Raw genomic sequence first — 19,178 nt, 5'->3', positions numbered from 1 at the left:
CCTCCCTCACGAATCCCGGTCGACCACGAAGTTGCCGAGCGCGATGAGCTCCTCCCGTGGCTGGCTGGGAATGTCCACAGCGGACAGTGCGTCCTCAGCGAGTGCCATGCGGCGCCGCGCCTCGGCCAGCGCCCACTCCCGGCCGCCACCCGCCTCGACCAGTTCGGCACCGCGACGCAGCTGCGCGTCGTCCGGCTCACCCGGCATCGCGAGCCAGGTGGCGAGCTCGGGACAGTTCGCGACCGAGTAGGTGACCGGCAGCGACTTCTTGCGCGAGCGCAGGTCGGAGAAGACCGGCTTGCCGGTGACCGCGGGGTCGCCCCAGATGCCCAGAACGTCGTCGACCAGTTGGAAGGCGAGGCCGACCTGCGCGCCGAAGACGCTCAGCGCGCCGACAGTGGCCTCCGGCGCACCGGCCAGGACCGCGCCGATCGCGGCGCTGGCCGACAGCAGGCTGCCGGTCTTCCCGCCGGCCATGTCCAGGCACTCGTCCAGCGTCACGTCGCCGCGCTGCTCGAACGCGAGATCCTGGACCTGGCCGCGGATCAGCTCGCGGGTGGTCGAGGCGAGCAGGCGCGCCGCCTGCGCCGCGTGCGGTGAGTCGGACTCCAGGAGTACCTCCTGGGCCAAGGCGAGCAGCGCGTCACCGGCCAGGATCGCGGCCGGGGCACCCCAGATCGCCCAGACCGTGCGCCGGTGCCGGCGCTCCACGTCGCCGTCCATCAGGTCGTCGTGCAGCAGCGAGAAGTTGTGCACCAGTTCGACCGCGACCGCTCCGGGCAGGCCGGTCTCGGTCGACGCGCCGGCCGCCTCGGCGGACAGCAGCGCGAGGGCCGGCCGGACCGCCTTGCCGCCACCGCCGGCCGACGGGGCGCCGTCGGCGTCGATCCAGCCGAGGTGGTACGAGGCTTGTGCGCGGGAGGCCGGATCCAGCCGCTGCACCGCGTCGCGCATCGCCGGCGTCACCGCGTCCCGGCTGCGGTGCAGGCTGGTCAGCATGGCGGTCATGCCGGCACACCCTCGGACATGCGGTGCGCCAGGGCCGCGGTGGCCGCGGCTTCGCCGCTGCGTACCGCGCTCTCCATGGTCGCCGGCCAGCCGGTGTCGGTCCACGCACCGGCGAGGAACAGGCCGGGCGAGGCGGTGACGGCGCCGGGGCGCAGCGCCCCGCTGCCCGGTGCCGGCCGGAACGTGGCGTGCCGCTCCCGGCTGACGAAGAAGTCCAGCACCTTCGCCGACCGTACCTCCGGCAACAGCGCCTCGAGCTGCGGCATGAGCTTCTCGCGCAGCGCCGCGACCGGCATGTCGATCATGTCATCCGCCGCCGACAACGAGACGGCCAGATACTGGCCGTCCGGGTTCGTGGCGCCGCTGCCCTCCGCGCGCAGCCGGTCCGCCATACCGGAATGTTCGGTCCGGTCGAACACCCACTGGATCGGGGTGGAAACGCCCGCCACGAACGGTCCGCTCATCACGCGGCGATCGAGCACCACGTGCACGTTGATGATCGGCGAACTACCCAACCGCGCCGACCAGCCCGCCGGCAGTGGAACGCTGCCCGACGGCAGCAGCCGCTCGGCGACCCGCGGTTCAACCGCGAGGACGACCTGATCGGCCATGTGCTCCTCCCCTCCTGTACCGATGAGCCAGCGGTCCCCCCGAGGCTCGATCGAGTCGATCTTCGTGCCGGTGCGCACGTCGGCACCGGCCTCGGCCAGCCGGTGGCGCGCGGGCTCACCGTGCAGTTGCCGCAGCGGCACCAGCGACCAGCCGATGTCCGCCGCCCCCGCGTCGGTCAGCAGACCGACCTGGAACACCATCGCCGCCAGGGCCAGCGACGCCTGATCGGCGGTGGCGTTGAGCGTCGCCACACCGACCAGGTCCCACAGCGCGCTCACGGTGAGCGCATCCTGTCCCTTTTCCCGAAGCCAGCCACCGAAACTCTGCTCGTCCACGGCCGGGGCGGTCCGGTCCACCCGGCGCAGCGCCAGCGCGGCCCGGATGAACCGCAGCCGCTGCGCGGGGCTCAACATCGAGTACCGCATGAGCGCCCCGCCCAGGTGCAGCGGCGCCGGCAGCCCGTTGCGGCGCAGCCGGGCCGGCTCCGCACGCAGCGGTGAGCGGATCGGGATGTCCAGCCGGGGCTGCAGGTGTACCTTGTCGGACACCCCGAGCCGGTCCAGGAACGCCCGGTAGGCGGTGCAGCAGCGCAGGAAGACATGCTGGCCGTTGTCCACGTCCAACTCGCCCCGCTTGAACGAATGGGTCAGACCGCCCAACCAGGGACGAGCCTCGAACAACGTGACGTTACGTCCAGCATCGGCACAGCGCAGCGCGGCGGTGATCCCAGCCAGGCCACCGCCTATGACGGCCACCGACCCGGGTGACCCACCACTCCCGCTCACGCCGCCATCCCCGCGAGCGCGCGGACCGCGACGCCGGCCTTCTGCCAGCCGGACAGCGACAGGCGGCGGTCGTACACCGCCGACGGCTGTGCGGCGATCCGATCCAGGAGCCGGCGGTAGATACCGGACATCGCGGTACAGCACGCCGCACTGCGCCGGTCCAGCAGCGGTACCAGGCGCAGGCCGTCGGCGTACCACTCGCGGGCCCGGGCGGAACTGGACTCGATCAGCGCGGCGAGCCCGCCGTCCTTGTCGACCAGGGCACCGTGCTCGTCGAGAGCCAGCTCGACACCGAACCGGTCCAGGTCGGCCTGGGGCAGGTAGACGCGGCCGTTGCCGAAATCCTCCCGGATGTCCCGGAGGATGTTGGTCTGCTGCAGCGCGATGCCCAGCGCGTCCGCGTACTGCGCCGACTGCGGGTGCTGCCGGCTGCCAAACACGCCGAGGCAGAGCCGGCCGACCGAGCCGGCCACGCAGCGGCAGTACAGGGCCAGATCCTCGAACGTGTCGTAGGTGCGGCCGGTGATGTCCATCTCCACGCCGTCGACCAGTTCGTCGAAGGCGCCGAGCGGGATCGGGAACCGGCGGGCGGAGTCGGCCACGGCGACGAGCACGGGATCCGAGCTCGACCCGATGTCGGCAAGCGACGCGCGCAGCTGCGCCAGCGCGCTGACCTTCTCCTGTTGCGGCAGGTCACCGTCGCCGATGTCGTCGATCCGCCTGGCCAGCGCGTATACCGCGCAGAGCACGCCGCGCTTCTCGGCGGGCAGGAGCCTGATGCCGTAGTAGAAGTTGCGAGCCTGTTCCTTGGTGATCGACTCGCACAGGCCGTACGCATCGTCGAGCGTGCTCGTCACGAGGCCACCCTTCTGCGCAACAGCAACGTGGTGAGATGCCGGACGACATCCAGTCGCCGTACCGGCGGAGAACCCGACAAGACGTCCCATTGCGCGCGACGAAGCCCATCGAGCGCGGCTCGGCCACCGGCCACGTAGCCGGTCACCGCGAGCCGGGCCCAACCACGCAACTGCCCGAGCAGGGGCGTGCCGGCGTCGAGCAGGTGGCGGGCGCGCTCCGCCTCGAAGGCCAGCAGCGCCCTGACTTTATCGGACGTCTGTGACTGGTCGAGATCGGATGGCGTGACGCCAAACCGATCGAGGTCTTCCAGCGGCAGGTAGACCCGGCCGGCCCGACGGTCCTCGGCCACGTCCTGCCAGTGCTCGATAAGCTGGAGCGCGGTGCAGATCCGGTCGGACAGCTCGATGCGCTCCGGCGTGCTCACACCGAACAGCTCGAGCACGATGCGCCCCACCGGTTCGGCCGACAGCATGCAGTAACCGAGCAGATCCCGATAGGTCGGGTACTCGCTGACGACCTGGTCCTGCAGGTTGGCCTGGACCAGGTTGTCGAACGTCTGCTGGGACAGCCCGCAGGCCCGCACGGTGGGCGCCAGCCGGCGCAGTACGGGAGCCTTCGGCGTGTCGCCACGCCAGATCGTCGCCAGGTCGGCGCGGAACTCCTCCAGCAGTGCGGTGCGGTCACCGTCGGCCTGGTCGCCCAAGTCGTCGATGACCCGGGCCACGTCGTAGACCGCGCTCAGGTGTACGCGCAGTCGCCCGGGCAGCACACGCAGTGCCACCGGGAAGTTTTCCGCCTGCTCCCGGTCGCGCAGGTAGTCATCCGCCCGTCCCCCCGAACGGGTGGCGCCCTCAGTTGCGCGCGCGTCGGCAGCCATATCCGCCCGCCTTACCCCCATGATTCGATGCTGCTACGTCCGGGCCTCAAGATCTGCGCCAAAATGAGTAATTCTGCTGCGCCATAGTTGTCACGCGCGTATAAAACTGTCGCGCGAGTCCAAGAGCGTCACACGGGTGCGGTAAACCAGTAGGCGTGGAAACACAGGAGCGGGATGTGGTGAGCAACCAGACGGGCGACGGGTCGGCGACGACCGGTGTCGCCGAAAGTGGCCTGGACGGGCTGGTCCCGGCGCTGGTCGACCGGCTGCCACGGCTGCTCGGGGAAGTGCGCGAACTGCTCACCGAGGAGTGGCCCGACTACGCACGGTTCCTCGCCGACGAGCAGGACGAGGTCACGGTCGCGGCCGAGACGTTCATGCACTGGCTGGTGGAGATCGCCGAACAGGGCCTGGCCGAGCCGTCGCACGACGCCGGCCCGGACGCCGGTGCGCAGGTGGCGTTGTTCGAGGAGATCGGGCGGATCCAGTGGCGGGAGGGCCGAGACCTCACCACGCTGCTGTCCGCATACCAGGTCGGTGCGCGGGTCGCGTGGCACCACGTGTCCAACACCGCACTGGAGATCTCGGTCGCACCGGAGGCACTGGCCGCCCTTGCGGAGGCGGTGTTCGTCTTCATCGACCAGCTCTCCTCCGCGTCGGCTCGCGGCTTCGTGCTGGAGCAGTCCGAGGCCGCGGTCACCCGCGAGCGGCTGCGCGACGAGCTGGTCGACCTGCTGCTGTCCGACCGCTCCGACAGCGCCGCGGTGCGCGCCGCCGCCAGCCGGGTGGGCTGGCCGCTGCCCCGCGAGGTCGCGGTGATCCTCATCGACCCGGAGAACCTGGTCGGCCAGTCCGTGCTGTCCCGGCTGGACAGCTCCTGCCTGCTCATCCGCAGGCGCGCGCTGATCGGCGCGATCGTCCCCGACCCGGTCCGGCCAGGCCGGCGCCAGCGGCTGGCCACCGCGCTCCGGGGCGCGGGCGCGGTGATCGGTCACCCGGTTCCGCTGGAGCACCTGCCGTCCAGCGTGCGGATCGCCGAGATCGCCGCGACTCTCCAGCGCTCCGGGATCCTCAGGGACGACCCGGTGTTCGCCGCCGAGCACCTGGACGCGATCATCGTGCACCGCGACCCGAAACTGCTGGAGGCCCTCCGCCGCCAGGTGCTCGCTCCGCTGGCCGACCTGTCCCCGTCGGTGAGCCAGCGGCTGACCGACACGCTGGCGTCCTGGCTGCGGCACCTCGGCGACCGGCAGGCGATCGCGGCCGACCTGCACATCCACCCGCAGACCGTGCGCTACCGGATGGCCCAGCTGCACGATCTGTTCGGGGAGGCGCTCGACGACCCGTCCACCCGGGCCCGGCTGACCCTCGCGCTCGCGTGGTACCCGGAGGCCAAGACCGAGCCGGCGGACCCCACGCCGCGCCGGTAGCCCGGCGTCGCTCAGCCGGCGTGGCGTCGCTCAGCCGGCGTGGCCGGAGGATGTGAGGTGGGCGTCGCCCGCCGCCGATCCGGCCACCGACGCCTCGCTCAGCTCCTCCACGACCGCCTTGATCGCCTCGCCCAGATGGTCGGCGTCGTCGACCAGCGCCGGGTCGGCGCTGATGCCGACGTACAGCATGCCGTCCCAGCCCAGCGCGCCGACCGCGAGCGGGGCGCGGGGCGCGAGCGGCAGGATCGGGTACACCGCTGCCATCGGAGCACCCGCCATCCGGAACGGCTGGTTCGGGCCGGGCATGTTGGACACGATCGCCTGGAAGAAGCGGGAGCCGTAGACCGTACGGGCGAACCACGCGTGTAACGGCGGCGGCATGAGCTGGCCCACGGTACGCATGACGAACCGGGACGCGAGAGCCCGGGTACCGGTGTGCAACCGGCGGCTGCGCCCGGCAATGTCGGCCAGCCGCTCCGGTTCGGCCAGCGGCCCCAGCGGCACGTCCATCATCACCGCCGCGGTGACGTTGCCCTCGCTGGAGCTGCCCGGCTCGCGCACCATCAGCGGTACCGCGACCCGCAGCTTCTCCGCGACCTCGCCGGGGGCCGACCACACCCGGCGCAGTGCCCCGGCGACGCCGGAGAGCAGCACGTCGCTGACCCGGCTGCCGTGCCGGCGGGCGACCGCGCGCACCTCGGTCAGCGGCAGGGCGACGGTGCCGAACCGGCGGCCGGCGCTGCCACCGGTCGGCAGCCGGTGCCGCGAACCCCCGTCGGTCGCCAGTTGGCCGAGCCCGACCGCGACGCCGAGCGCGGAGCGCAGCGCCCCGGGTCGGCCGGTGACGCCGAGTTGCCCGTCCGGCAGCTGCGGTTCGAGCAGGTTCATCGCCTGCGCGACGGTACCGATGCCGTCCGCGACCACGTGGTGGACGACCAGCACGGCCGCCGACTGGTCGGCCTCGACCCCGTCGACGACCATGAACCGCCACAGCGGCCGGTCCCGGGGCAGCGGAGTGGACTCGAACTCGGCGATCAGCGCGTGCAGCCCCTCGATGCCGCCCAGCCGGCCGTCCGGCCCGCTCGCGTCGAACAACGGCACGTGCCAGTCCCAGTCCAGCTCGTCCTGCGTCAGCCAGCGGGCACGGCGCCACCGGGACGGCGCGGACAGGCGCTGCCGGAAGCGCGGCAGCCGGTACAGGTTCGCCTGGATCACCTCGCGCAGCCGGTCGCGGTACTCCGCGGCGCTGGTGGCGGCCGGCCCAACGCCGGCGAGCATCACCAGGCCGCCGACGTGCTGCGCGGCGATCGGCGACTCGACATGGAGGAAGAAGGAGTCGGCGGCCGGTACCCGTACCCCGAGCGAGCTGCCCGGCCGGTCCTGGAACACCCCGAGCAGCGAGAACGACACCCAGACCAGCAGGCTCCCACCGACGGCGTCGAGCAGGTAGTGGTTCGCGGTCGCCATGATGACCAGCGCGGTCAGCAGCACGTGGGCCGCGCTGACGACCTGCACCCAGTGGGCACCGATCACACAGGCCAGTACCACGGTCACCCACAGCGCCCAGGCGATGTGGAGCGACGGCATCGCGGCCAGCTGGTTGGCGTGCCCGACCAGCGACGAACCCCAGGAACCCCAGGTGTGCCCGGTCCGGACCGTGTCCACGAAGCCGAGGTCGGGCAACAGTCGGGGCGGTGCCACCGGAAACGACGCGAAGCAGATCAGCGCGAGCAGGTTGAGGACCACGAACGACGAGCGGGCCCAGCGGTACATGGCCGGCCGGCGCACGTACAGCCAGACGAGCAGCAGCAGCGCGCTGGCGACGTACGTGATGGCGTACTCATAGTTGAACGCGATTCGCAACAGGTGATGCGGGGCCAGCCAGTCGTTGAACGGGCGCTCGATGTCCAGGTGCAGCACGCGTTCCAGGTGAAAGATCTGGCGGCCGTGCCGGTCCGCCGCAGTCGTGCGGCTGTCCCAGTCCAGCCCAGCGACGATGCTGTAGATCCCGAAAATCACCAGGCCGATGAGCAGTTCTCGCCACAGCGGCGGACGGCTGGCGATCGTGCTTTGCTGCGCAGAGTTACCGCGAAGACCGGCGTCGGGTCGACCAGAGGTCATTTAAGTCTTGTAGCACGGAAGATGGCACCCTATGCCACCCGGCGCGCGATTTTTGGTCACTATGTGACGCACGGCTTATTCGGTCGGCTTGTGCGCGGCCGGCCCGGATCAGCTCACGCCGTCGCGAGCGGTGCGGTCACGCCGTCGCGAGTGGGGCCCGGAGGCAGAGCTTGATGCCGGGAAGCCGGTGCAGGCAACGCCAGCCCCAGCCGGCGCAGACCACGATCATGGTGGCGGTGAGCAGGCCACTGAACACGCCACGGGAAAGCAGGCCGGCGTCGAGACTCCAGTGCAGGAAGCCGATGTTCATGCCGGCGTCGATCAGCCGGCCGGCACCCCAGAGGAGAGCCACCTGGGTGAACATCCGGCGCACCCCGGGGTGGTGGAACAGGTGGGCCGGAAGGGCGACGAAGTCGCGGGCCAACCGGATGGTGATCGGCCGGCCGAGGGCGGCGCTGCCGAGGAACAGGGTGGCCATCACGACCGAGCCCGCCACCGGTTGCAGCAGATATACCAGCGCGCTGGAGAGGATCAGCGCCACGCAGGCGCGGGCGCACAGCATGCCGGCGCACAGCACCAGCGTGCCGGGCAGGCGCCGGCCCATCACCCAGCGGACGCTCACGGTCAGCGCGCACCAGGTCAGCACCGCGACGAGCCCGGCCATGAGGCCGACCGTGTGCAGCAGGATGAACAGCAGCAGGGTCGGGATGGCCGCGGTCTCCATGAACATCCGGGCCGCCCGCAGTAACGCCGGCCGCAGCGCGCCCAACTCGATGACCACCTCCGGGTGGGGGGTGGCTGCTGACCTACGACGCACGTTTGGGGCGGATGCCATCACTCGTCCTGGGTAGGGTGGCTGGGCTGAGTTAACAGGAGGATTGCGGCGATGCGGCGGTCACTCCGGGGGTACGCCCAGGATCCCTGGACGCGCCTGGACGGACAATCGGCGAGTGTGCCAATCCCACCGCACCGGCGAAGAGCAGGACTCCTGCTCCGGCCAATCCGGCCACGGCGCCGGGGCTTGTCGGCGGCATGACGTGGAACGCTAGCACCCCCAGCACATAGCTGGCCAGAGGGTTGGTGATCGTCATCGCGGCCACAGCGGCCGGGAGCGAACCGGCCGCGAAAGCGCCCTGTTCAAGAACTAACCCGGTCAAGGTGGACACGGCTAGTGCATACCCAGGCCAGTCCCGAGCAGTCGCCCCGACGCCCCGGTGGATGAGATCGTCCGTGGTGAGCTTCATCAGCACCGCGCTGAACGCGAAACACAGGCCGGCGGCGACCGCGATGACCGTGCCGTGCACGAGCGGGCGGCGTCCGGTCGAAATCAGCATCAGCAGCCCGACGATGATCAGCAGGGAGAACCCGGACACCAGGACCAGCCGGCGGTCGGGCGTGCCCTCCAGCGGAGCCACCCCCCGGACGGCCAGAAACACCGCCAGACCGGCACAGATCGCGCCGGCCGCGGCCCAGTCCCGTTTGTGCGGCCACCTCCGGCACCACGCGGAGGCCATCGGCAGCGAGAAGAGCAACTGGGTCACCAGCAACGGCTGCACGAGCGCCACGGTGCCGAAGTGGAGGGCGGCGGCCTGGACCAGGAAGCCGACCAGGTTGGTCGTCCAGCCGAACAGCCAGAGCTTGCTCCGCAGCAACGAGCGGACCAGCCGGAAGAGCGCCACGAACACGGCCGGACGGCGCCGGTCGCCAGCGGTACGCCCGACGTGCGGGGAATATTCGACCTCGTGCGCCGCGTGTTGCTGCAGCGACGCTGAGCCAGCGAAGAGAAAGGCCGCCAGCAGGCCGAGGCTGACCGCGAGGAGCACGAGAGTCCCTGGTTGTGAGACGACCGGACGGGTCGATCGTCTCACAGGCGCACCGCGGGCGCTCAGAGGCGCCGAGCGCGGCGGCCGGCTCAGGTACCGCCGAACCGGCCGGCGAGGCCGCGGTACACCCCGGGCATGGCGCCACGTACCGCCACCGGAAGCCGGAGCCAGCGGGGCGCGTACACCTCGGAACGCCCGGTCTCGATCGCCCGGACCATCGCCTCGGCAACCGGGCCGGGCGGCAGTGGACGGGGCCGCTCCCGCTGATAGGGCCGGCCACGCCGGTCGAAGAAGCGGGTGTCCACCACGCCGGGTACCAGCACACCCACGGCGACGCCGGTGCCACGCAGCTCGAACCGGAGACTCTCCGCGAACGCGTCCAGGCCGGCCTTCGTCGCCGAGTACACCGCTTCGCCGGCCACACCGGTACGACCGGCGATGGACGTGACGAACGTGAGGTGTCCGGTCGCCCGCTCCCGCATCCCGGGCAGTACCGCCCGGGTCAACCGCATCGGCGCGGCGAGGTTCACCGCGACCAGCCGGTCCACGTCGTCGCCGGACATGTCGCCGAACGGGCCCGCCCAGCCCGCACCGGCATTGTTGATCAGGATGTCCACCCGGCCGTGCGCCCGCAACGCCTCCTCGGCGATCCGGTCGACCTGCTCCGGATCTGCCAGCTCGCCGGGCAGGACGGCGCCGTTCACGCTGTCGGCGAGTTCGGTCAGGGCGCGCTCGTCGCGGCCGTGCAGGATGACCCGGGCGCCCCGCTGTGCCAGCAGGATCGCGGCGGCTCGGCCGATTCCCGAAGAAGCGCCGGTGACCAGGGCGACGCGGTCGTTGATCCGCATGCCGGCACAGTAACCCGCCGTCCCCGGCCCGGCCCGGCCGGCACGCCAGGCACCGGCGTGGCGCGGGCGGTGGGCGTGGCGCGGGCGGTGGGCGCGGCGCGGGCCGGTGGGCGCGGCGCGGGCCGGTGGGCGCGGCGTGGCGCGGCCGGTGGGCGCGGCGCCGGCCGGCGCCCGGGCGTACCTTGCCGCGACGCTTTGCTCTGCTTACCTGGACGCAACGCTGAGCGCGATTTTCGTCGCGTATAGGTAAGCAGAGCAAAGGGCGCACGACGGCATGCCCCGCCGGCGCGCGGTGCCCCGCGCGGCGGGCGGGATCGGCGCGGCGGGCGGGATCGGCGCGGCAGGCGGTACAGACCCCGGGTGTCCGCATGAGCCCCGACCCGCCGGGTACCGGGATCGGGTTGTGCCCATCCGCGCCCGACAGGGAGGCCAGTCACGATGCGGCAGCCCGCGGCGCCCGCCCCGATCCGGTCGACGCTGGACTGGCGTCGGGTTTTCGGCATCGGACTGCTGCTGTGGGTGCTGACGGTCGTGGTGACGCTGCTGACCCGAAATTCGGTGCTGGTACCGACCCTGGTCCTGCTGGGCAGCTTCCTGGTACCGGTCTCGTTCGTCACCTGGGCGCTGCAGCGGTGGCGGGACGAGCACGTGACCACCGAGCTGGTGATCCGCGCGTTCGTGGTCGGTGGGCTGCTCGGCGTGCTGGCCGCCGCGCTGCTGGAGAGCTACCTGCTGCACCCCTCGCCGTGGCTGTTCGGCGGCGTCGGGCTGATCGAGGAGGGCGTCAAGCTCGTCGCGCTGCTCTTCGTCACCCGGCACATGACCCGCCGGCACACCCGGGACGGGGTGGTCCTCGGCGCCACGGTCGGCTTCGGCTTCGCCGCGTTCGAGACCGCCGGGTACGCGTTCAACGCGACGCTGACCGTACGCGGCCTGTCGCTGACCGCCCTGGTGCAGACCGAGCTGCTGCGCAGCATCGTCGCGCCGCTCGGGCACGGGCTGTGGACAGCGATCCTCGGCGGCGTGCTGTTCCACTCGGCCGCCCGGGGCCGGTGGCTGACCGGGCGGCTGGCGCTCGCGTACCTGTGGGTGGCCTTGCTGCACGCGTTCTGGGACGGCTCGCACGACCTGGCGGTGCTGATCACGTTCCTGCTGACCGGCAGCGAGCGGCAGGCCCGGGGGCTGCGCGTCGGGTACCTGCCGTCGCCGACCACGGAGCAGACCGTCCTGTTCACCGTGCTGTCCATCGCCGCGCTGGTGCTCGTGGCACTGGTCGGCCTGGCCACCCTGTCGGCGGTGTGGCGCAGCGGAGGCAACGACGTGGATCAGCCCGACGGGTACCCGTACGCGCAGTACGGTCCGGTCGGCCCGACCTGGCCCCCAACCGCTTGATCCGAGCGCGCCGGTCGGGTAGGAACCGGGCATGCTGCATGGCGAGAGGGTTCTGCTCCGGGCCCGTTACGACAGCGACATACCGATCCTGCACGCCGAGCTTCACGACGACGTGGCCACCCGGATGCGGGCGGACAACCGGCCGTGGCGCCCGGTCCCGCCGTCCAGTCCGTCGCTGCGCGCCGAGCCGGGCGCGGACACCGCGGAGTTTTCCGTGGTGGAGCTGGACAGCGACGAGCTGGCCGGAGACGCCCTGGTGTGGGGCATCGACACCCACAACCGCAGCGCCCACCTGGGCATCTCGCTGCGGCCGGCGTTCCGCGGCCGGGGGCTGGGCACCGATGTCGTCCGGGCGCTGTGCGCCTACGGGTTCCACGTCCGCGGGCTGCACCGCCTCCAGGTCGAGACGCTGGCCGACAACCTCGCGATGATCACCGCCGCGACCCGGGCGGGCTTCACCCACGAAGGCACACTCCGGCGGTCGGCGTGGGTCGGCGGCGACTTCGCCGACGAGGTGATCCTCGGCCGGCTCGCCGATCCGGCCGGACCTACTCCTTGAGGGACTCCGTAGTCGGTACCCCCGAGCGGTCGTGCGGCGCCTTGCGCCGGGAGTCGCTGGCGCTGCGCGCCGTGGACGCCTCGTCGGCCCAGTTGCTCTTGCCGCCCTCCTCGCCGTCGCCGTAGGTCTCGTCCTGGTCCCCCGCCGGCTGCGCCGGGCGGCCCGCCGGCTCCCGCTCGGAATCCCTGCCGTGCTCCCTCATCGCCTCTCCTCTCCCTCCGCGCGCCGCCGCGGGCTCACGCCCACCGCCGGCACGCTGCTGGCTATCGCGATCACCGGTTGGCGCCGGCCGGCTCCCGCTGCTGCGTATCGGACGCTCCGGGCGCCGTCCCGATGTCGAAGCGCAGCGCGTCCCGCGCGACGTCCACAGTGATCTGCTGGCCCGCGCTCAGCCGGCTGTCGAGCATCATGTTGGACAGGTGGTTGTCGATCTCGCGCTGGATCAGGCGGCGCATCGGCCGGGCCCCGAACTCGGGCTGGTACCCGTGCTCCACGAGCCAGTCCACCGCCCCGTCGGTGACGTTGACGGTGATGCCCTGGGAGTGCAGCCGCCGCCGGGTCTGCTCCAGCATCAGGCGGGTGATCTGGCGCAGCTGCTCGGTTTCGAGGCGCTGGAAGATGATCACCTCGTCGATGCGGTTGAGGAACTCGGGCCGGAACTGCTCCTGCAACCGGCGCATCAGCTGGTCGCGTACCGCGGCGTCGGCCGAGCCGTTGTCCTCCTGGACCCCGTCGAAGCCCAGCGGCTGGCGCCGACCGACGATCAGTTCCGAGCCGAGGTTGCTCGTCATGATCACTACCGTGTTGCGGAAGCTGACCGTGCGGCCCTGGCTGTCCGTGAGCCGGCCGTCGTCGAGTACCTGGAGCAGGATGTTGAACACGTCCGGGTGAGCCTTCTCGATCTCGTCGAGCAGCACCACCGAGTACGGGCGGCGGCGTACCAGCTCGGTCAGCTGGCCTGCCTCCTCGTACCCGACGTACCCGGGCGGCGCGCCGACCAGCCGGCTGACCGTGTGCCGCTCCTGGAACTCGCTCATGTCCAGGCGCACCATCCGGTCCTGGTCGCCGAACAGCGCCTCGGCCAGCGCCCGGGCGAGTTCGGTCTTGCCGACACCGGTGGGGCCGAGGAACAGGAAGCTGCCGATCGGCCGTTCCGGATCACCGATGCCGGCGCGGGACCGCCGTACCGCCTCTGAGACCACCTGGACCGCCTCGTCCTGGCCGACCACCCGCTCGTGCAACTGGCTCTCCAGGCGCAGCAGCCGTTCCCGCTCCTCCTCGGTGAGCTGCCGGACCGGGATTCCGGTCTGCCTGGACACCACCTCGGCGATGTCCGTGACGGTCACCTCCGGTACCGCCGGTCCCCCGCCGGTTGCCTCGGCCATCTCCTGCTGGGTCTGGGCCACCTGGTCGCGCAGCGCCGACGCCCGCTCGTACTGCTCGTCGGAGACCGCCTGGTCCTTGTCCCGGTTCAGCTGCTCCAGCCGACGCTCCAGCTCGCGGACGTCCGCGGCCGGCGTCTTGATCCGCAGCCGTACCCGTGCCCCGGACTGGTCGACCAGATCGATCGCCTTGTCCGGCAGGAACCGGTCGGTGACGTACCGGTCGGCCATCTCGGCCGCCGCCTGCAGCGCCTCGTCGCCGTACCGGACCTGGTGGTGCGCCTCGTACCGGTCGCGCAGGCCGTGCAGGATCGCGACGGTGTCGGACACGCTCGGCTCGGGTACCAGGATCGGCTGGAACCGCCGTGCCAGCGCGGCGTCCTTCTCGATGTTGCGCCGGTACTCGTCTAGCGTGGTCGCCCCGATGACGTGCAGCTCACCCCGCGCCAGGGCGGGCTTGAGGATGTTGCTGGCGTCCATGCCTCCCTCGCCGCCACCGCCCGCGCCGACGACCGTGTGCAGCTCGTCGATGAAGACGATCAGGCTGTCGCCGCTGTCCCGGATCTCGTCGATGATCTTCTTGATCCGCTCCTCGAAGTCGCCCCGGTACCGGGTGCCGGCGACCAACCCGACCAGGTCGAGCTGGATGACCCGCTTGCCCTCCAGGGTCTTGGGCACGTCGCCGTCGGCCACCCGCTGCGCGATGCCCTCGACGATCGCGGTCTTGCCGACGCCGGCCTCCCCGATCAGTACCGGATTGTTCTTGGTCCGCCGGGACAGCACCTCGATGGTCTGCTCGATCTCGTCCGCCCGGCCGACCACCGGGTCGATCCGGCCCTCCCGGGCCAGGTTCGTCAGGTCCTGGCCGAACTGCTCGACGGTGGGCGTCTGGCTCGGCGGCGGCGTGGCGGGGGCGGGCGGCGCCTGGGTGCCGTGCTCGGAGGCGTTGAGCATGGCCTGGGGCGCCACGTGTGCGGCCGACAACATCCCGCCGGCGGTCGACTCGGTGTTCAGCGCGAGCGCGGTGAGCAGGTGCTCGGGGCCGATGTAGGACGAGCCGGCCGCCCGGGAGATCTGGTGCGCCTCCAGGAACGCCCGCTTGGTCGCCGGGGTCAGGGACAGCTGCCCGGCCGGCTGACCCCCCGGGTTCGGGGCCGGGATGCGGTCCGGGGCCTGCGCTACCTCGGGCTCCCCGGCCCCCGCCCGGTCCTCCTGGCCGCGGTCGCCGCGCCCGTCCCTGGCCCGGATGCGCTCGTCCAGCTGGCCGAGCAGCTTCTCCGGATCGGCCCCGGCCCGGCGCAGCAGCTCACGCATGGGGTCCCGCTGGAGGGCGGACCAGAGCAGGTGATCGGTGTCCAGGTCCCGGCTTCCGGTCTCCACCGCGTGGCGCGCCGCGTCGATCACCATCTGCCGGGCCGGTCCGCTCATCAGCCGGTTGATGTCCACCCGGTGCACCGGGCGGCGACCGAGACCGCTGCCGAAGAACCTGCTGAAGAACTCGTCCCAGGAGCCGGGGTCGGTGTTGCCCGGGTCCCAAGGTCCACTCGTCATGCGACCGCCCCGCCCGTGTCGCCAGACGGCCGGAGCGCCCGGCGCCCCGTCCGCGTGATTCGCTCGCCCACGTCCGCTTCCTCCTGCCGCCGCACCCACGTCCGGGCCGGTGTCCACCGGGTTACCCCGGCATTCGAGGTCAAACCTCGGGCGGGGCGGCCGGACGGCGCAGACGGGGCATACCGGCGGTCGGATGCGGATCTTGGACGGGCGCGGATCAGGCCGGGGGCACGGATCAGGCCGGGGCGCGGATCAGAGCAGGGAGGCGGCCAGCTCCCGCCAGTGCTCGCGGGCCAGCCGCCCGGTGCGGGTGACCGGGTCGACCTCCGGCGTGATCACCTGGACACAGACGTGGTCGGCTCCCGCGTCGCGATGCTCCCGGACCCGGGCGACGATGCCGTCCGGGCCGTCGACGCCGTGCGCGTAGAGGGCGTCGATCAGCCGGTCGCTGCCGCCGCCGGACAGGTCGTCGTCGGTGAAGCCGAGTCGCCTGAGGTTCTGTACGTAGTTCGGCAGCATCAGGTAGTACGACAGGTGCCGGCGGGCGATCTCGCGGGCGCCGGCCCGGTCGGGTTCCATCACGACCTTCTGTTCCGGGGCCAGCAGCGGACCCGCGCCCAGCGCCCGGCGGGCCAGTTCGGTGTGGGCCGGGTTGGTCAGGTACGGGTGGGCACCCGCGCCACGCCGGGCGGCCAGCTCGAGGGCCTTCGGCCCGAGTGCGGCCAGTACCCGCCCCTCGACCGGTACCGGGTCGGGCGCGGCGTCCAGCCCGTCGAGGTACCGGCCCAGCTCGGCGAGCGGCCGGTGGTACTCGCGGCCGAGCCGCTCGACGGCCGGCGCGTGGCTGGCACCCAGACCGAGCAGCACCCGATCCGGGTACTGCCGCGCCACCCGGTGGAAGCTCGCCGCGACGTCGGTCGCCGGGTACGCCCAGATGTTCACGATGCCGGTCGCCACCACGATCCTGCGCGTGGCCGCCAAGAGATCCTCGACCAGCCCCAGGTCGCCGCCCGCGTTGCCGAGCCACAGCGCCCCGTACCCCAGCTCGTCCAGCTCGACCGCCGCCGCACGCCACTCCTCCGGCTGGTCCGGGCCGGCGCCCGCCCACAGGAACGACGGGCTCCAGATGCCGACCGGCCCCACGTCGAGCGCCACGAACTCCTCCTTCGGAACCCCGCCACGACGGGACGGCGCGGCCACGACATCACGACCCGCCGCTGCCACCACGACGCCGCCGCGACACTCTCAACCTAACGGATCTTCCTACCGGGCTACCCGGCAACCGGGATGGCCGAAACCTCCCACGAACCGCGGTCCGCCGTGGCGCGATCTTTCCGTGGCGCGATCTTTCCGTGGCGCGATCTAGCGCCCGGTCCATTCCGCGGAAGTCTCCAGGGCGGCCAGCGCCGCTCCCCGCGCCCCGGCCATGTCCAGGTCCGGGACCAACGCGAACGACACGACCCGGCGCTGCTCCTCACGCAGCACGGTGTTCGCCCGCACGGTGTCCAGGAACCACTCCCGGAAGTGCGGCGCGGCCTCCACCACGCCGCCGCCGACGAAGTAGGCGCCGGGATCGGTGAAGTTCGCCGCGATGCTGAACAGCCGGCCGAGCGCCATCGCCTGCTGCTCGAAGATCTTCAGCGCGAGCGCGTCGCCCTTCTCGCCGTGGCCGCGGACCAGCTTCGCGGCCTTGCCGCCCGGTACCGTCGTCAGCTCGTGGTCCGGGAACCGGGTCAGCCAGTATGGCAACAGGTTCTTCTCGATGCCGGTCAGCGACGCCACGCTCTCCGCGTCGCCGGACAGCCCGCAGTTGCAGTCCGGCAGCGGCTGGCCGTCCTCCAGCAGGCCGTGCATCGGGATCGTGACGTGGCCCAGCTCGCCGGCCATGCCCGCGGCACCCCGGACGACCTGACCGGATTCGATCACCCCGCCGCCGAGCCCGGTGCCGATGATCGCGGACACCGACGAGTGGTCGGCGGCGGCCGCACCGAAGTAGACGAAATGGGCGTACAGCGCGGCGGCGTTGCCGTCGTTGTTGTACACCACCGGAATGCCCAGCTTCTCCTCCAGCGCGCCGCGGAAGTCGTACCCGCGCCACTCGGGGTGGGCGAAGTTGGTCGAGCCGTTGGACGAGATGACCCCGTCCGCGCTGGCCGGTCCCGGGGTGTCCAGCCCGATCGCGAGGACCCGGTCACGGGCGACGCCGGTCAGCTCCAGGATGTTGTCGGTCGCCCGGACCAGCGCCTCGACGGCCACGGCCGGACCCTCCCGGACCAGGCTGGGTGTCTCCACCAATCCGTCCACCAGGAACGATCCGGACGAATCCAGCACCGTCGCGTTGTTGGCCGTGCCGCCGTTGTCCAGACCGATCACTACCGGCCCCGAAGTCACCATGACATCCCCTCACTCGCGCCGACCATCGTAGGGTGCGGCCGGCATCCGCGGGGAGGCGGTGCCGACCCCCGACGGCCGCGTGACGACGACATCGAACCGAGCCGTCATGATGGCTGCCATGGATCTCTTACCAGCACTGTCAGGCCGGTATCCCGACCGTCACGACGCGATCCGGGTGGGACCGGACGAGACCTCGTGGGAAAGCCTGCTCGGCGCCGCCACCGCGGTGGCCGACCGGATCGCCGGGGCACCGGCCGTCGCGGTGCAGGCGCAGCCGGCGCTGGAGACCGTGATCGCCGTCGTGGCCGGGCTGCTGGCGGGGGTACCGGTGGTGCCGGTACCCCCGGACGCCGGCCCGATGGAACGCGACCACCTGCTGTCCGACTCGGGCGCACCGATGCTGCTGGCCGCCGGCACGCTGCCCGGCCCGGTACCGGTGCCGGTGGTGCCGGTGGACGCGACGGCGCGCTCGGCGACCCGGTACCCCGAGCCGGCCGGTACCGGCACCGCCCTGATCCTCTACACCAGCGGCACCACCGGTGCACCCAAGGGCGTACTGCTCACCCGTGACGCCATCGCCGCCGACCTGGACGCGCTGGCCCAGCTGTGGGACTGGACGGCCGGCGACACGCTGGCACACGGGCTGCCGCTGTACCACGTGCACGGCCTGGTCCTCGGCGTGCTCGGCGCCCTGCGGACGGGTTCCCGCCTGGTCCACACCGGCCGCCCGACCGCCGCCGCGTACGCGCAGGCCGGCGGGAGCCTCTACTTCGGCGTGCCGACCGTGTGGTCGCGGGTCTGCCAGGAACCGCCAGCCGCCCGGCAGTTGGCCGGCGCCCGGCTGCTCGTGTCGGGCAGCGCGGCGCTGCCCGCCCCGGTGTTCGAGCGGCTGACCGAACTGACCGGCCACCGCCCCGTCGAGCGGTACGGGATGACCGAAACGCTGATCACGGTCAGCGCCCGGGCCGGCGGCCCGACCTGGCCCGGCGTGGTCGGCAAGCCGGTACCCGGCATCGAGACCCGGCTCGCCGGTGAGCGCGGCGAACCGGTACCGGCCGACGGGGAGTCCATCGGCGAGCTGCAGGTACGCGGGGCCACGCTGTTCGCGGGCTACCTCAACCTGCCCGAGGCCACCGCGAACGCGTACACCGAGGATGGCTGGTTCCGTACCGGCGACGTGGCGACCATCGACGCCGACGGCGTGCACCGGATCGTCGGCCGGTCGTCCACCGACCTGATCAAGAGCGGCGGGTACCGGATCGGGGCGGGCGAGGTGGAGAACGCGCTGCTGGCCCATCCCGAGGTACGGGAGGCGGCGGTGATCGGCGCACCGCACGACGACCTCGGCCAGGAGATCGTCGCGTACGTGGTGGCCGGCACGGTGTCGGCCGGGGAGCTGATCGATTTCGTCGCGAACCAGCTCGCGGTGCACAAGCGCCCGCGCACGGTACACCTGGTGGAGTCGTTGCCGCGCAACGCGATGGGCAAGGTACAGAAGCGGCGGCTGACCGGAGCCCCGTGAGCCGGAGCCCCATGAC

Annotated in this window: 16 protein-coding genes; 4 read left to right on the top strand and 12 right to left on the bottom strand. The window is 72.1% G+C overall.

The genetic code is table 11. The annotated features are described in order from the left end of the window. Positions 1-6 precede the first annotated feature (6 nt). Genes Raf01_RS13930 through hpnC form a run of 4 tightly spaced genes read right to left on the bottom strand, consistent with a single transcriptional unit; the run spans position 7 to position 4,140 of the window. Complete coding sequence (locus Raf01_RS13930) at positions 7-1,008, bottom strand: polyprenyl synthetase family protein (RefSeq protein ID WP_203918269.1); 1,002 nt, start codon at positions 1,006-1,008, stop codon at positions 7-9. Further along, a complete protein-coding gene (gene hpnE, locus Raf01_RS13925) occupies positions 1,005-2,405 on the bottom strand; it encodes a hydroxysqualene dehydroxylase HpnE (RefSeq protein ID WP_203918268.1) in 1,401 nt (466 codons plus the stop codon). Before hpnE ends, Raf01_RS13930 begins: the two co-directional genes overlap by 4 nt. Next, on the bottom strand, positions 2,402-3,262 hold the full coding sequence (hpnD, locus tag Raf01_RS13920; RefSeq protein WP_203918267.1) for a presqualene diphosphate synthase HpnD: 861 nt from the start codon (positions 3,260-3,262) through the stop codon (positions 2,402-2,404). The genes hpnE and hpnD overlap by 4 nt, the downstream gene beginning before the upstream one ends. Then, on the bottom strand, positions 3,259-4,140 hold the full coding sequence (hpnC, locus tag Raf01_RS13915) for a squalene synthase HpnC (RefSeq protein WP_203918266.1): 882 nt from the start codon (positions 4,138-4,140) through the stop codon (positions 3,259-3,261). The genes hpnD and hpnC overlap by 4 nt, the downstream gene beginning before the upstream one ends. Positions 4,141-4,319: 179 nt before the next feature. Between hpnC and Raf01_RS13910 the strand changes: the two genes are divergently transcribed. Next, entirely contained in the window at positions 4,320-5,570 is a 1,251-nt protein-coding gene (locus tag Raf01_RS13910; protein ID WP_203918265.1) for a PucR family transcriptional regulator, read from the top strand. A gap of 30 nt (positions 5,571-5,600) precedes the next feature. On the opposite strand, the gene Raf01_RS13905 is transcribed toward Raf01_RS13910, so the two are convergent. From Raf01_RS13905 to Raf01_RS13890, 4 genes are all read right to left on the bottom strand, one after another. Beyond that, a complete protein-coding gene (locus Raf01_RS13905; protein ID WP_203918264.1) occupies positions 5,601-7,691 on the bottom strand; it encodes a bifunctional phosphatase PAP2/O-acyltransferase family protein in 2,091 nt (696 codons plus the stop codon). Positions 7,692-7,827: 136 nt separating this feature from the next. Continuing rightward, positions 7,828-8,526 (bottom strand): DUF3159 domain-containing protein, encoded by a 699-nt coding sequence (locus Raf01_RS13900; protein WP_203918263.1) that lies wholly within the window; start codon positions 8,524-8,526, stop codon positions 7,828-7,830. Positions 8,527-8,557: 31 nt separating this feature from the next. After that, positions 8,558-9,559 carry a DMT family transporter gene (locus Raf01_RS13895; protein ID WP_203918262.1) on the bottom strand — a complete coding sequence of 334 codons (1,002 nt, stop codon included), beginning with the start codon at positions 9,557-9,559 and terminating at the stop codon, positions 8,558-8,560. Between the two features lie 44 nt (positions 9,560-9,603). Beyond that, entirely contained in the window at positions 9,604-10,362 is a 759-nt protein-coding gene (locus Raf01_RS13890) for an SDR family NAD(P)-dependent oxidoreductase (RefSeq protein WP_203918261.1), read from the bottom strand. A 438-nt stretch (positions 10,363-10,800) separates the two neighbouring features. Here Raf01_RS13890 and Raf01_RS13885 point away from each other — a divergent pair, with 438 nt between their 5' ends. Continuing rightward, positions 10,801-11,754, top strand: a complete 954-nt coding sequence (locus Raf01_RS13885; RefSeq protein ID WP_203918260.1) for a PrsW family glutamic-type intramembrane protease — start codon at positions 10,801-10,803, stop codon at positions 11,752-11,754. A gap of 31 nt (positions 11,755-11,785) precedes the next feature. Beyond that, positions 11,786-12,313 carry a GNAT family N-acetyltransferase gene (locus Raf01_RS13880; protein WP_203918259.1) on the top strand — a complete coding sequence of 176 codons (528 nt, stop codon included), beginning with the start codon at positions 11,786-11,788 and terminating at the stop codon, positions 12,311-12,313. Here the strand turns inward: Raf01_RS13880 and Raf01_RS13875 are convergent. From Raf01_RS13875 to Raf01_RS13860, 4 genes are all read right to left on the bottom strand, one after another. Then, a complete protein-coding gene (locus Raf01_RS13875) occupies positions 12,303-12,515 on the bottom strand; it encodes a hypothetical protein (protein ID WP_203918258.1) in 213 nt (70 codons plus the stop codon). The genes Raf01_RS13880 and Raf01_RS13875 overlap by 11 nt on opposite strands. A gap of 70 nt (positions 12,516-12,585) precedes the next feature. Next, positions 12,586-15,246, bottom strand: a complete 2,661-nt coding sequence (locus Raf01_RS13870) for an ATP-dependent Clp protease ATP-binding subunit (RefSeq protein WP_203918257.1) — start codon at positions 15,244-15,246, stop codon at positions 12,586-12,588. Positions 15,247-15,498: 252 nt separating this feature from the next. Continuing rightward, a complete protein-coding gene (locus tag Raf01_RS13865) occupies positions 15,499-16,401 on the bottom strand; it encodes an LLM class F420-dependent oxidoreductase (RefSeq protein ID WP_239133587.1) in 903 nt (300 codons plus the stop codon). Positions 16,402-16,608: 207 nt separating this feature from the next. Next, complete coding sequence (locus tag Raf01_RS13860; RefSeq protein WP_203918256.1) at positions 16,609-17,640, bottom strand: ROK family protein; 1,032 nt, start codon at positions 17,638-17,640, stop codon at positions 16,609-16,611. Between the two features lie 118 nt (positions 17,641-17,758). Between Raf01_RS13860 and Raf01_RS13855 the strand changes: the two genes are divergently transcribed. Continuing rightward, positions 17,759-19,162 (top strand): acyl-CoA synthetase, encoded by a 1,404-nt coding sequence (locus Raf01_RS13855; protein ID WP_203918255.1) that lies wholly within the window; start codon positions 17,759-17,761, stop codon positions 19,160-19,162. Positions 19,163-19,178 lie beyond the last annotated feature (16 nt).

Source organism: Rugosimonospora africana, assembly GCF_016862975.1.
In the GTDB taxonomy this organism is placed as follows: Bacteria; Actinomycetota; Actinomycetes; order Mycobacteriales; family Micromonosporaceae; genus Rugosimonospora; species Rugosimonospora africana.
The sequence above is the reverse complement of the archived record's forward strand: the minus strand, read 5'-3'. Positions and strand labels throughout refer to the sequence as shown.